Source organism: Rheinheimera sp. MM224 (genome assembly GCF_947090785.1).
Classification (GTDB): Bacteria; Pseudomonadota; Gammaproteobacteria; order Enterobacterales; family Alteromonadaceae; genus Pararheinheimera.
In genome coordinates this window covers 1-13,568 of record NZ_OX352320.1, presented here as the reverse complement: position 1 = coordinate 13,568, position 13,568 = coordinate 1, and the positions used below count along the sequence as shown (strand labels likewise).

At 46.4% G+C, this 13,568-nt stretch carries 11 protein-coding genes; 3 read left to right on the top strand and 8 right to left on the bottom strand.

All coding sequences use genetic code 11. The features are described 5' to 3' along the window. Window position 1 precedes the first annotated feature (1 nt). Window positions 2-874, bottom strand: a complete 873-nt coding sequence (locus OM978_RS00055; protein ID WP_264344453.1) for a S1 family peptidase — start codon at window positions 872-874, stop codon at window positions 2-4. A 232-nt stretch (window positions 875-1,106) separates the two neighbouring features. On the opposite strand from OM978_RS00055, the gene OM978_RS00050 reads away from it, so the two are divergent. Genes OM978_RS00050 through OM978_RS00040 form a run of 3 tightly spaced genes read left to right on the top strand, consistent with a single transcriptional unit; the run spans window position 1,107 to window position 3,606 of the window. Beyond that, window positions 1,107-1,832, top strand: a complete 726-nt coding sequence (locus tag OM978_RS00050) for a hypothetical protein (protein ID WP_264344451.1) — start codon at window positions 1,107-1,109, stop codon at window positions 1,830-1,832. Further along, window positions 1,832-2,839, top strand: coding sequence for a sensor histidine kinase (locus tag OM978_RS00045; protein ID WP_264344450.1), 1,008 nt, complete (start codon window positions 1,832-1,834; stop codon window positions 2,837-2,839). Before OM978_RS00050 ends, OM978_RS00045 begins: the two co-directional genes overlap by 1 nt. Before the next feature lie 26 nt (window positions 2,840-2,865). After that, complete coding sequence (locus OM978_RS00040; RefSeq protein ID WP_264344449.1) at window positions 2,866-3,606, top strand: LytR/AlgR family response regulator transcription factor; 741 nt, start codon at window positions 2,866-2,868, stop codon at window positions 3,604-3,606. An 81-nt stretch (window positions 3,607-3,687) separates the two neighbouring features. On the opposite strand, the gene OM978_RS00035 is transcribed toward OM978_RS00040, so the two are convergent. From OM978_RS00035 to dnaA, 7 genes are all read right to left on the bottom strand, one after another. Then, window positions 3,688-4,185, bottom strand: coding sequence for a hypothetical protein (locus OM978_RS00035; RefSeq protein WP_264344448.1), 498 nt, complete (start codon window positions 4,183-4,185; stop codon window positions 3,688-3,690). Between the two features lie 232 nt (window positions 4,186-4,417). Next, the gene (gene glyS, locus OM978_RS00030) at window positions 4,418-6,475 is read right to left on the bottom strand and encodes a glycine--tRNA ligase subunit beta (RefSeq protein WP_264344447.1); all 2,058 of its coding nucleotides are present in this window, start codon (window positions 6,473-6,475) and stop codon (window positions 4,418-4,420) included. Next, window positions 6,475-7,407: a glycine--tRNA ligase subunit alpha gene (gene glyQ, locus OM978_RS00025; RefSeq protein WP_264344446.1), complete on the bottom strand. Its 933-nt coding sequence runs from the start codon at window positions 7,405-7,407 to the stop codon at window positions 6,475-6,477. Before glyQ ends, glyS begins: the two co-directional genes overlap by 1 nt. Window positions 7,408-7,557: 150 nt before the next feature. Continuing rightward, window positions 7,558-9,978 (bottom strand): DNA topoisomerase (ATP-hydrolyzing) subunit B, encoded by a 2,421-nt coding sequence (gyrB, locus tag OM978_RS00020; RefSeq protein WP_264344445.1) that lies wholly within the window; start codon window positions 9,976-9,978, stop codon window positions 7,558-7,560. Window positions 9,979-9,980: 2 nt separating this feature from the next. Next, window positions 9,981-11,081: a DNA replication/repair protein RecF gene (gene recF, locus OM978_RS00015; RefSeq protein ID WP_264344444.1), complete on the bottom strand. Its 1,101-nt coding sequence runs from the start codon at window positions 11,079-11,081 to the stop codon at window positions 9,981-9,983. 3 nt (window positions 11,082-11,084) lie between these two features. After that, window positions 11,085-12,194 carry a DNA polymerase III subunit beta gene (gene dnaN, locus OM978_RS00010; protein WP_233010038.1) on the bottom strand — a complete coding sequence of 370 codons (1,110 nt, stop codon included), beginning with the start codon at window positions 12,192-12,194 and terminating at the stop codon, window positions 11,085-11,087. 12 nt (window positions 12,195-12,206) lie between these two features. Beyond that, the gene (gene dnaA, locus OM978_RS00005; RefSeq protein ID WP_233010039.1) at window positions 12,207-13,568 is read right to left on the bottom strand and encodes a chromosomal replication initiator protein DnaA; all 1,362 of its coding nucleotides are present in this window, start codon (window positions 13,566-13,568) and stop codon (window positions 12,207-12,209) included.

The window sequence follows — 13,568 nt, the reverse complement described above, 5'->3', positions numbered from 1 at the left end:
TTTAAGGCTTAGCTTGAAGGCTTAAAGAGGCACAAATGCCAGGCAGATTTTCAGCTGTCATACCTTCTTGTAAAAACCCATCTGCAGAGCTTAGTTTTGCTCTTGCTGAGTCATCAGCAGCCATCACCTGATCTATCCAGTTGGCATGGCTTGATACTCTGGTATACAGCTCTTTGACGCCATATTCGCCTACATCTTTAAACCAGGAATCCACTCTGGAACTCACGCCCAACAGGTAATAACCATCGTCTTTTTTCAGATAAGCCGGGCCACCGCTGTCACCATTGCCAGATACACCTTCCAGTTCCAAAGCATCGCTGTCAGATTCAAACACAAAACCTAGATCGGAATTGGTTACTGCTACGACCTTATTCTGAGCCTTACGCAGCACACCATTATTTTCTTTATAGCCTACAGTTTCACCGGTTAAGCCTGTGCCAGTGCCACCACTGCCAATAAACCACAGCACCTGATCACGTTCGTCCTGCTGGCGGTATAACCTGGCAGGCTGCACGCTCAGCACAGGTTTTGCCAGCTTAATCAGCGCCAAATCATTTTGTTCACCCAACTGATAAGAGGGATAACTGTAACGCGCCTGTACTTCAACCAGTTCATCTCCCACCTGAACAGGCTGACCCGGATTTAAACAAAATACGGTATGAGCAGCGGTAAGTATCCATTCAGGCGCAATCAAAGTACCGTGCACACCAATGTTGTAGAAGGTGACTAAAGGCGGAAAATCAGCCTTGGACGCCAGATACTGCTCTGGGGTTTTGTCGTGACGAATAACAATAGCTGAAGCCGGAGCTGTCAGAATACTGCTCGCCATAAGTAAGCCACCACTCAACAGCTTTAGATTGATCTTGTTTTGCATCAGGCTTTCCTTATTTAGCTTTTAATAACAATCAGACTGACAGAAAAACAAAAACAACTTAAGCCATTAAATGTAAGCAGTTATTTAAACAAAACGTGCTGATCCATCTGAATTTATCCTCCCTTTAAATGCGGTTTTCCGCCCTTTATCGGTTCGCTCTGTAAGGGGCTGCCCGCATCACCCACACTGCCTGCATCAAAACACTTAACCACTGATAAACAAGGAAAATACGATGCAACAGTCCAACAAAATCTTTAACCAAACCAACTTAAACCTGCTACTGATCACAGCCTTGGCTGCTCTAACCATCAAAACCCAATTGCTGCCAAGCGACAGCAGCACTGTGCGTGAACTGAATGTACAGCGTATTAATGTGATGGAACCCAGCGGTCATCCACGACTGGTGATCGCTAATACAGGCCATGCGCCTAAAGCAATTAAGGACGGCAAAGAGTTTTTTGATCCGGGCCCACGCCCAGGCATGATTTTTTACAATGATGAAGGCACAGAAAACGGTGGTTTCGTATTCCGTGGTTTTGAAAAAGACGGCAAGGTGGAACATGGTCTGCATTTATCCTTTGACCGCTACAATCAGGACCAAAGCCTGGCACTGCAGCATATAGAACAGGACGGTATGCTGATCTCTGGCCTGAACGTGGTAGACAGGCCGCAATACCCTGTTGATGATTATATGCAGTTGATGCTGGCCGCAGAAAAAGGTGATGCCAAAGCTTCAGCACGCATTAAAGAACTGGAGCAACAACACCCAGATATTCATGGTAACAGAAGGGCTTTTTATGGCACATTAAACAAAAAGGCAATGCTGCAACTTAATGATCCACAAGGAAATAAACGAATTGAAATGGCTGTGGGCACAGATGGTCAACCTCAACTGGTGTTTTACGCCGAAGATGGTAGCGAACTGCTGCGCTTACCTGAAGCGGTAAAGGTGAACTAATGAAACAGCTAAAAACTTTTGCACTGTTATTGGCCTTTTCCTATGGCTTGATGTTGTACCTGGCGCTACTGCAAACAGCACCAGGGCAACCCCTGCAGTTTCATGCCGATGCTCCTGTCTGGCTAACCTTGCAGGCAGCTTTATCGCTTTGGTTAAGCCGTAAGCTGGATGCAGTACTTTGGGCTAAAGGCGCTGCGGCTTCATTGCTGCAACGTTATAGCCAAAGCTTCGGCTTAAGTTTGCTGATTTTTGTAGGCCTGATGACAGGACTCCAGCTGGTAATAGACACAGCGACAAATCAGCCATTAATACTGCAGCAATATTTGCGGGTTGGCCTGATGTATCTGCTGGTACATAGCTTAATAGCGGGTGCAGACTTGTTGTGGCAGGCGTTAAAGCGCCAACAACAACAGCAACTGGAGCTGCTGCAGGCGCAGCAACATAACCAGCAGTACAAGCTGCAATTGCTGCAACAACAGCTGGACCCACACTTTTTATTTAATAACTTAAATGTGCTCTCTGTGCTTATTCATAAAAGCCCGGAGCAGGCCGAGCAATTTCTTGACCATTTTGCCGATATTTACCGTTATCAATTGCAACAAGGCAATAAAACGCTGGTGCCTTTGGCCGACGAGATGGCTTTTGCGCAGCAGTATATGGCGCTATTGGCGCAGCGCTTTCCGGCAAGTTTTCAGCTGCAAATTACTATTGAGCCACAGCAACAAGTCAACAATCAAATAGTGCCCTGCTGTCTGCAGCTGCTATTGGAAAATGCGGTAAAACATAACAGTGCTTCAGCCGAGCAACCTTTGATTATTCAGCTTGAACTGCAGCAAAACCAGTTAATAGTGCGTCACCCATTGCGACCCAAGGCTTTTGCTCAGCCCGGCACAGGCACTGGTTTAGCTAATTTATCCGAACGTTGTCTGGCCATGCTTGGCAAGCCAATAGACGTGATACAAAACGACGAATTTATAGTGAAAGTGCCGCTGCAGCATAATGTGTAAACAAGCAGCACAAGCAAGGACAAGCCATGAAAGTACTGATTATTGAAGACGAGCAATTAGCGGCAGAAAAACTAATGGGTTATCTGAAACGGCATCAGCCCGATGCCGAAGTGGTCGCTCAACTCAGCTCTGTAGCTCAGGTACTGGAGTTTTTCGGAGCGGATCAAAAAGCTCAACAACTGGATTTAATTCTCTCTGATGTAGAGCTGACAGATGGCCAGGTATTTACTGCGTTAGAACAGCTGGATTTGCCTTGCCCTGTGCTTTTCACCACAGCTTACGATCAATACTGGATGCAGGTGTTTCAGTACCAGGCGGTGGATTATTTACTAAAGCCCTTCTCCTACCCCAGATTCGCCGAAGCCATGCTGAACTTTGCCCAGCTCAAACATAAGCTGCAACAGCCAGCGGTAGCTGCGGCACTGGCTTATAAAAAGCGTTTTTTATTACGCAAAGGCCAAAGCTTATCTATTTTGCCTGTCGCCGATATTCTGCTTATTCGTGCCGCCAACGGCGTATTACTGGCCACAGATAAACACAACAGCGTGCATATCCTGACAGAAGCCAATTTAGGCGATATCGAAGCCCAGCTCGACCCCAGCGAGTTTTTCCGGCTGAACCGCAGCGATATCCTGCATATCAGCAGTATCTTGCAGGTAGAGCCTTACAACAAAGAGTCAGTGGCCGTAGTGCTAAGCTGTGATAAAGAACCAGCAATCAGCAGCAAAACCAGAACAGCTTTGTTTAGAAAGTGGTTGAATCAGTGAAGATTAAGTTAATCAACGTTCGGCTTTTGGTGCAATAAATACCTACTCACCGAGAAGTATTAAAGTCTAAATTTGACTAAGTTAACCAAAGATTGAATCAGGGAAGTCTTTACGAGGAATAGTTAATCGCTCTCCTGCAAATTTACCTTTTGTTCCAGCAGCGTTCACATAAACTCTAAAGCTTGAGCCTGCTTTCAAAGTAACCAAGATCGTGTACTGTAACTCGTCTTTTCCCGCAGAAGCCTTTCTATAACCTATGAGCTCTTGAAACTGAGCTTTGGGCAAGCAACAGATTTCACCAACCTCAACACATACTAAACCGAAGAATAGCTGCTCATGCTTCGCTAACAGGGAAGAAAGGGTCTTCATTTGATCTTCGGTAAAAGTAAAAGCATACTCGCCACTCGCATTAGGTTCTGAAGCGTATTTACAGAGAATTGCAATATGACTGTTTATTAGGAAGGAATTACTGACTGCTTTACCGCTGACTTTTAACGAGTTAATAGCAGTAAATTGATCGTGTTCTGCTATCTGCATTACTGCAGCACCGATATTCTGTTGTTCTAACCGTATTTTCATACTTACACCTTTCATTACTATTTTTATTAGCTAATTCAACTTCTTGATATGCGAACGTGTCGTTCATTAGTTCCTATATCAAGAAATTAAGTTAGCTTTTAATTAATTGATTTTCAATATTTTTTGCTAATAGTAATGCTGGATAAAACGAATACTACAAAACCTTGAATTAAAAAAGGAGCCGAAGCTCCTTTTCATTTTGTATCAACCAGTTAGCCATTAAGGCGACATATCACTGCAATACTGAAATATCCGCTACACGCAGGAATAATTCACGTAATTGCTGTAACAAGGCCTGACGGTTTAAGCGTACTGCTGCATCGTCGGCGTTTACCATTACTTTGTCGAAGAACTGGTCTACTACATCGCGCATGGCGGCCAGATGGCTTAAACCTTCAGCGTAGCTGCGTACAGTCGCCTGATAGGCCTGTTCTGCCACTATGGCCTTATACAGAGCTTGCTCGGCGTCTTCGCTCAGCAGCGCGCTGTTGATACTGGCAGGAATAGCTTCTGTGACTTTGGCCAGAATATTCGCTACCCGCTTATTGGCGGCTGCTAAAGCTAAAGCAGCGTCCAGTTTGCGGAATTCGGCTACAGCTTTAACACGGCGGTCGAAGTCGGCCGGATTGGTTGGACGGCGGGCTAATACAGCCTGGATCACATCTACACCAAAACCTTCGCCTTCGTACCAGGCGCGGAAACGGCCTAACATGAAGTCCAGCACTTCGTCGGATACACTTTGTTGAGTCAGCTTGTCAGCGAAGGTGGTTTTGCTGAATTCAATCAGTTCTATCAGATCCAGTGGTAACTGCTTTTCCACCATAATACGCAGCGCGCCAATAGCAGCACGGCGTAAGGCGAACGGGTCTTTATCGCCTTTTGGCGCCTGACCTATACCAAAAATACCGACCAGCGAATCCATTTTATCGGCGATAGCTACAGCACAAGCTTCAAGCTGGCTTGGCAGGCTGTCACCGGCAAAACGTGGTTTGTATTGCTCGTTCAGCGCTACAGCAACGGCTTCGGCTTCACCGTCCAGACGGGCATAATGCATGCCCATCACGCCCTGCACTTCAGGGAACTCGCCAACCATATTGGTCATTAAGTCGGTTTTAGATAACAAACCAGCGCGTTCTGCATGAGTAACATCAGCACCAATTTTGCCAGCAATAAAAGCTGCTACTTTGGCGATACGCTCTGATTTTTCTAATAAAGTACCCAGCTTTTGCTGGAACAATACGGTACTTAAAGCTGGCAGACGATCAACCAGTTTGGTTTTAGCATCTGTCACAAAAAAGAACTGAGCGTCAGATAAACGTGGGCGCACTACTTTTTCGTTACCAGAGATGATCTGGCTTGGGTCTTTGCTGGCAATGTTGGCCACAAAAATGAATTTATTCAGTAACTTGCCATTGTTATCAACCAGCGGGAAATACTTCTGGTTGTCTTTCATGGTGGAGATTAAAGGCTCAGCCGGAACCTGCAGGAAACGTTCTTCAAAAGAACCGACCAGCACAACTGGCCATTCAACTAAAGAGGCAACTTCTTCCAGCAAGGCATCATCCATCAGCGCCACGCCGTTTAAGGCTTTGGCCTGAGCCGCCACGTTTTCAGCAATAATGGCTTTACGTTTGGCGAAGTCGGCAATGACATAAGACTGTTCCAGCGTGCTTAAGTAGGCATCGGCATTTTTGATTTCGACCAAAGCTGGAGCATGGAAACGATGGCCATAGCTAACACGACCCGATTCTTTGCCCAGAATAGTAGCAGGCACTACGTCGTCACCTAATAACAAGGTGACAGTGTGCACAGGGCGGATAAATTCAGCTGTTGAATTACCCCAGCGCATTGGCTTGGCAATTGGCAACTTAGCTAAAGCTGTGGTGATCACAGCTGGTAATAAAGAAGCTGTGCTTTCGCCTTTAATCAGCGCTTTGTGAATCAACCAGGCGCCTTTGTCAGTTTCTAAACGTTCAGCCTGATCGGCAGTAATACCGTTCGACGCAGCCCAAGCTGCAGCAGCTTTGGTTGGCTGACCATCGGCATCAAAAGCAGCAGCTAAAGCCGGGCCACGTTTTTCTACCACTTTGTCTTGCTGTTGCAACGCCAGTTGATTCACACGAACCGCTAAACGGCGTGGCGCTGCATACCAGCTGACTTCGCCATGGCTTAAGTTTTGTTTTGTAAGCTCTTCAACTATGTTATCGCAAAAAGCAGTAGCTAAGGTTTTTAAAGCTTTTGGTGGTAACTCTTCGGTACCAATTTCTACGAAAAAATCTTGCACAGACATTATGCCTCCTGCTTAGACTGGTTACGGCTCTTGCTATCACTACATAGGGGAAAACCTAACTTTTCCCGTGCAGCGAAATAGGCTTCAGCACAGGCTTTAGCCAGGGTGCGCACCCGCAGAATATAACGCTGACGCTCGGTCACAGAAATGGCGTGACGGGCATCCAGTAAGTTAAACGCATGTGAGGCTTTCATTACTTTTTCATAAGCCGGCAAAGCTAAACCTGCTTCAATCAGCTTCTGGCTTTCCGCTTCACACTGGTCGAAGTAAGTGAACAGCGCTGGTACGTCAGCGTATTCAAAGTTGTAGGTGGACTGCTCTACTTCGTTCTGGTGGAACACATCACCATAAGTGACACGGCCTAAAGGACCATCAGCCCATACCAGATCATAAATACTGTCGACGCCCTGGATGTACATCGCCAGACGCTCTAAACCATAGGTAATTTCGCCTGTGACAGGACGGCACTCTAACCCACCTACTTGCTGGAAATAAGTGAACTGAGTCACTTCCATGCCGTTTAGCCACACTTCCCAGCCCAGACCCCAGGCGCCCAGCGTTGGCGATTCCCAGTTGTCTTCTACAAAGCGGATATCGTGCACCAGAGTATCAATACCCAGTTCACGTAAGGAACCTAAATACAGCTCCTGAATATTGGCTGGTGACGGCTTTAAGATCACCTGAAACTGATAGTAGTGCTGCAGACGGTTAGGGTTTTCACCGTAACGGCCATCTGTAGGACGGCGGCAAGGCTGCACATAAGCCACGTTGGTCGGCTCTGGGCCTAAAGAACGTAAAAAAGTCATAGGATGGAAAGTACCGGCCCCTACTTCCATATCCAGCGGCTGAACAATAACGCAGCCCTGGCGTGCCCAATAATCTTGTAATGCCAGGATCAACCCCTGGAAGGTCTTCATATCGTACTTTTGCATTAGCCTGACCTGCTGGTAAAAATGACTGAAAAGTATACCTATTTGCGCCGCTGAACTGTAGCGCTAAGCCGCGTTTTTTATGGGTTTTTTAAGCTTTATTAAATCAGAAAGGCCCCTTACGGAGCCTTTTCTGTTTTCAAGCTTTACAGCTTACACGTCCAGGTTTGCAACCCGCAGCGCGTTTTCTTCGATAAAGTTACGGCGTGGTTCTACGTCGTCACCCATCAGGGTGCTAAACAGCTGGTCGGCACCAATGGCGTCTTCAATAGTCACACGCAGCATGCGGCGAGTATTTGGATCCATGGTGGTTTCCCATAACTGCTCAGGGTTCATCTCACCCAGTCCTTTATAGCGCTGGATATATAAACCACGTTTGGATTCGGCCATCAGCCATTCAAGCCCTTCAACAAAGCTTTCTATTGGCTTGATTTTCTCACCACGGCGAACATAACCACCTTCTTCAATCAGGTCAGCTATAGCAGCACCTAATTCAACAATACGGCCGTAGTCCACTGAAGTGATAAAGTCGTAATGCAGCAGGTATTCGTTATCGATACCGTGCTGACGGATAATGACTTTTGGTATAAACAGCTGACGTTCGCGGTCTTCTACTACAGCATAGCCATAGCTTGAACCATCGCCTTCACGCTCTTGTAAGCGAGTGACTATGTTCTTGGCCCAGCTTTCCGCTAAAGCAGCATCTTTGCAAAGCTCAGGCGTAATAGCAGGCACATACACCAGTTCGTTCAATAAGTTCGAAGGGATCTTACGGCTTAAACGAGTGATAGTGGCTGACACTTTATGATACAGCTGTACTAAGGTTTCCAGCTGCAGACCACCAATGCCAGGAGCATCTGCATTGACGTGCAGAGTAGCTTCATCAAGCGCCAATGTGGTTAAGTATTCAGTCAAAGCCGGATCGTCTTTAATATACTGTTCTTGCTTACCTTTTTTCACTTTGTATAAAGGTGGCTGAGCAATATAGATATAACCACGTTCAATCAGCTCTGGTGTTTGACGGTAGAAGAATGTCAGTAACAGAGTACGGATGTGAGAACCATCGACGTCAGCATCCGTCATCAGGATGATGCTGTGGTAACGGGTTTTGTCCGGGTTGTATTCGTCACGACCAATACCACAACCTAAAGCTGTGATCAGCGTGCCTACTTCCTGAGATGAAATCATCTTGTCGAAACGGGCTTTTTCTACGTTCAGGATTTTACCTTTTAACGGCAGAATAGCCTGATTTTTGCGGTTACGGCCCTGCTTGGCAGAACCACCCGCAGAATCACCCTCTACCAGGTAAAGTTCTGATAATGCTGGATCTTTTTCCTGACAGTCGGCCAGTTTACCTGGTAAACCAGCGATATCTAACGCGCCTTTACGGCGAGTCATTTCACGGGCTTTACGCGCGGCTTCACGGGCACGGGCTGCGTCTACAATTTTGCCAACAATGATGCGGGCTTCACCCGGGTTTTCTAACAGGTATTCGTTCAGTTTTTCGTGCATCGCACTTTCAACTGCAGACTTCACTTCACTGGAAACCAGCTTGTCTTTGGTCTGAGAACTGAACTTAGGATCCGGCACTTTAACGCTGATAACAGCAGTTAAACCTTCACGGGCGTCGTCGCCTGTGGCCGAAACTTTCATTTTTTTAGCGTAGCCTTCGTGCTCAATATAGGTGTTTAACACCCGGGTTAACGCCGAGCGGAAACCCGCTAAGTGAGCACCACCATCCCGTTGTGGAATGTTGTTGGTGAAACAGTAAATACCTTCCTGGAAAGAATCGTTCCACTGCATTGCTACTTCTACTGAAATACCATCTTCTTCACGGTGTGAGGTGAAGTAAAAAGCTTTCTGGTGAACCGGAGTTTTAGTGCGGTTTAAGTACTGCACAAAAGCTTCGATACCACCTTCGTATTTGAAATGGTCGGTTTTGTCGTCACGTTCGTCGGTCAGAATAATGCTGACACCAGAGTTCAGGAATGACAATTCGCGTAAACGTTTGGCCAGAATATCGTAGTGGAAATTGATATCGCTGAATATGGTTGAACTTGGCCAGAAACGAATGGAAGTACCAGTGCCTTCAGTTTCACCTACTACAGCTAAAGGCGCGTCTGGCACACCTAAACGGTAGATTTGTGAATGCACTTTTTGCTTACGGCGAATGGTCAGCTCTAACTTGTCAGATAAAGCGTTTACTACAGAGACACCTACACCGTGCAAACCACCTGATACTTTGTAGGAGTTATCATCGAATTTACCACCGGCGTGTAATACCGTCATGATGACTTCAGCTGCAGATACGCCCTCTTCGTGCATATCTGTAGGAATACCACGACCGTTGTCGCGTACTGATACTGAGTTATCTGTGTGGATAGTTACCCATACATCAGTACAGTGGCCAGCTAAGGCTTCATCGATGGAGTTGTCGACGACTTCGAATACCATGTGGTGTAAGCCTGAACCGTCGTCCGTATCACCGATATACATACCGGGTCTTTTACGTACGGCATCCAGGCCTTTTAATACTTTGATACTCGACGAGTCGTAAATATGTTCTTCGGCCATCTTCATTCTGTCCGTATTGTTATCTGTCCGTGTTCCACGTGAAACAATGCTGGATTCACATCCGGTATTGCTGGCAGAACCTGATCAGTATTAATCGCTGAAATAAATACCTGCGAATTAATGGTGTTTAAAAAACTAAATATATGACGCTTGGAATTATCGTCTAATTCCGAGGCCAAATCATCAATTAATAACACCGGCTTTTTATGGCCGTAGTTATAAATCACGTTACTTTGCGCAACTTTCAGCGCAAAGAGTAATACTTTCAGTTGTCCACGCGACAACACTTCTTCTACCGCCTGGCCCGCTACTTTCAGCTTTAAATCCGCCTTTTGTGGGCCAAACTGACAATGTCCTAAGCGCAAGTCCTGCAGAAAATTCTGCTGCAATAATTGCTGTAGTTGCTCCGGCGTATCGATGCGTTCGGGCCAGCCTGAATACAACTGCATGGTTAAACCCGAAGCCCAGTGCGCATCAACCAATAGAGGCTGAACCGCCGCATCTAAAGCCGAAATATAACGTTGGCGTAAAGCCTGTAATTCAAATGCTAAACTGGCCAGATTCTGATCCCAGTACGCATATTCATCGTTATAACGCTTTTGTGTTTTTAACAACGCATTGCGATGTTTCAGTACACGCTGCAATTTGCTCCACAAGGAATAGAAACTGTGTTCCACGTGAAACAATCCCATATCAAAAAACTGCCGTCTTTCTTTTGGGCCGCCCAGTAACAGCTTAAAGCTCTCTGGGGTAATTAATTGTACCGGCAGCAATTGCGCGAGTTCAGAGACACGGTTCAGGTCTTCGCCGTTTAACCGCATCCGCAGCTCGCCTTCGCGTTCACGCTGCAAGCCGAGAGTTAATATCTGCTGCGCCATTTCAACTTTGGCATTCAGTAAAAATGCCGGTTGCTCGTAGCGGATCAGTTTTTCTGGTCTGCTGCTGCGAAAAGAGCGGCCATGCGCCAAATAATAAATGGCCTCGAGCAAACTGGTTTTGCCGCTGCCATTTTCGCCATAAATCAGGTTTATCCCGGAACGAAACTCTAAGTGAGCTTCGGCAATGTTGCGAAACTGCTGAATTCTAAGCGTATTTAATGCCATTCACTATAAACGCATTGGCATCACAACGTACATGGCGCCTGACTTACCGGCTACACCTTCAATCAGCGCACTGGAGTTACCGTCACTTAAATGCAGCACCACCAGGTCGGTTGATAAGGTATTCAGTACGTCGAGCAAGTAGCCCACGTTAAAACCAATTTCCAGTGTATCGCCCTGGTATTCCACTTCAATGCTTTCTTCCGCTTGTTCATGCTCAGGGTTATTCGCCACAATTTGCAGCTCGCCTGAACTCAAAGTAAAACGCACGCCGCGGTATTTTTCATTCGATAAAATGGAAGCGCGAACACAGGAGTCTTTTAATACATCACGGTGTGCTGTCACCAGCTTAGTGCTGTTGCGTGGCAATACACGACGATAGTCAGGGAAACGGCCGTCAATCAATTTACAGCTGAAGCTGAACTGAGTGTCCGTTAAACGAATATGGTTTTGACCTAAACTTAAAGTCACCAGTTGATCATCGGCAATGAGTAAACGCATCACTTCCAGCACGCCTTTGCGCGGAATAATGATTTGTTTTGAATGACCAGCTGTAGCAGCCAATTCAATAGAACTCATCGCCAGACGGTGACCGTCAGTTGCGACCGAACGTAAAGTACCGTTATCCACTTCAAATAACAAACCGTTCAGGTAATAACGCACATCCTGATTTGCCATTGAAAATGCGGTGTCGTCTAACAAATGACGCAACTGGCTACGTGGTAACTGTAAGTCGACCTCACCTTGCCAGCTTTCTAAATTTGGATAATCGTTGGCGCTTAAGGTCGATAAGGTGAATTTACTTTTGCCTGTGCTGACCACACAGTTATCGCCTTGCACTGTGACACTTAATAAAGAGGTGTCGGGTAAACTGCGGCAAATATCCAGAATCTTTTTCGCCGGCACAGTAATACGGCCTGGGCTTATCAGTTGCTGGATAGGTGACATGGCCACCAGTTCGATTTCTAAGTCGGTACCGGTCAGAATTAATTGACCGTCCTCGCGCGCTTCAATCAACACATTCGACAAAATAGGTAAAGTATGGCGCCGTTCAATAGCACCTGACACCATTTGTAAGGGTTTGAGCAGAGCGTCGCGTTCAATAGTAAATTGCATCACCATTCCCTATTATGAAGACAATGTTCGAATTAAGTTTTGGAAATCTTCTTTAATTTCATGCGTCTCTTCTTTTAACGATTCGATTTTACGACACGCATGCAAGACTGTGGTGTGGTCACGGCCACCAAAAGCATCACCAATTTCTGGCAAGCTGTGGTTGGTCAGTTCTTTCGCCAAAGCCATCGCCATTTGACGAGGACGAGCGACTGAACGACTGCGGCGTTTAGACAATAAATCCGCCACCCGTATTTTGTAGTACTCGGCCACAGTTTTCTGAATATTTTCGATCGTGACTAACTTGTCCTGCAAAGCCAGCATATCGCGTAATGCTTCGCGCACAAAATCGATGGTAATAGGACGGCCAGTAAAGTTGGCGTTGGCAGAAATACGGTTTAACGCACCTTCTAATTCACGCACATTGGAGCGAAGACGTTTAGCGACAAAAAACGCTACTTCTTCCGGCAAACGAATATTGATCTCCTGCGCTTTACGCATCAGGATCGCAACCCGGGTTTCCAGCTCTGGTGGTTCGATGGCGATAGTTAAACCCCAACCGAAACGACTTTTTAAGCGCTCTTCCACGCCGTCAATTTCTTTTGGATAACGATCGCTGGTTAAAATGATCTGCTGGTTACCTTCAAGCAAGGCATTAAAGGTATGGAAGAACTCTTCCTGGGAACGATCTTTTTTCGCGAAGAACTGAATATCATCGATAAGCAGCGCATCCACAGAGCGGTAATAGCGTTTAAACTCTTCTATCGCATTGTTTTGCAAGGCTTTTACCATATCCTGTACAAAACGTTCTGAGTGCATGTAAATCACTTTAGCATTTGGATTTTTCGCCAGAATACCGTTACCGACCGCATGCAATAAGTGAGTTTTACCTAAACCTGTACCGCCATATAAAAACAGCGGGTTATAAGCTGTGCCCGGATTATCGGCCACTTGTTTGGCTGCAGCGCGCGCTAACTGGTTCGATTTACCTTCTACAAAGTTATCGAAGTTGTGTTTAGCATTGACGTTGCTATTCACTATAGTTTTTGGCGCTGGCTCAGGCATAGCAGCCACCGGAGCTGCAGCTGGTGCAACTCGTGGCAATTGATTCACAGGGGCGGCCAAAGGCTTTTGGGTTGAACCTACATCAAAGCGTAAACGTGGCGCATGATCGCCACAGTAGCCCTGGATCAGTTCATTGATCCGGTTCAGGTATTTGTCACGCACCCAATCCAACACAAAGCGGTTAGGCGCATACAAAGTCAGTGCGTCATGCGAGCTGTCAGCTTGTAATGGACGGATCCAGGTTCCAAAATCACGAGCCGGTAGCTCGGCCTGGAGCGCTTCGAGGCAATTTTTCCAAACGGACTGATACAC

What these genes read in the sequence shown, in the direction of transcription:
- OM978_RS00055 (WP_264344453.1), bottom strand. Translation starts at nt 874, where the DNA reads ATGCAAAACAAGATCAATCTAAAGCTGTTGAGTGGTGGCTTACTTATG.
- OM978_RS00050 (WP_264344451.1), top strand. Translation starts at nt 1,107, where the DNA reads ATGCAACAGTCCAACAAAATCTTTAACCAAACCAACTTAAACCTGCTA.
- OM978_RS00045 (WP_264344450.1), top strand. Translation starts at nt 1,832, where the DNA reads ATGAAACAGCTAAAAACTTTTGCACTGTTATTGGCCTTTTCCTATGGC.
- OM978_RS00040 (WP_264344449.1), top strand. Translation starts at nt 2,866, where the DNA reads ATGAAAGTACTGATTATTGAAGACGAGCAATTAGCGGCAGAAAAACTA.
- OM978_RS00035 (WP_264344448.1), bottom strand. Translation starts at nt 4,185, where the DNA reads ATGAAAATACGGTTAGAACAACAGAATATCGGTGCTGCAGTAATGCAG.
- glyS (WP_264344447.1), bottom strand. Translation starts at nt 6,475, where the DNA reads ATGTCTGTGCAAGATTTTTTCGTAGAAATTGGTACCGAAGAGTTACCA.
- glyQ (WP_264344446.1), bottom strand. Translation starts at nt 7,407, where the DNA reads ATGCAAAAGTACGATATGAAGACCTTCCAGGGGTTGATCCTGGCATTA.
- gyrB (WP_264344445.1), bottom strand. Translation starts at nt 9,978, where the DNA reads ATGGCCGAAGAACATATTTACGACTCGTCGAGTATCAAAGTATTAAAA.
- recF (WP_264344444.1), bottom strand. Translation starts at nt 11,081, where the DNA reads ATGGCATTAAATACGCTTAGAATTCAGCAGTTTCGCAACATTGCCGAA.
- dnaN (WP_233010038.1), bottom strand. Translation starts at nt 12,194, where the DNA reads ATGCAATTTACTATTGAACGCGACGCTCTGCTCAAACCCTTACAAATG.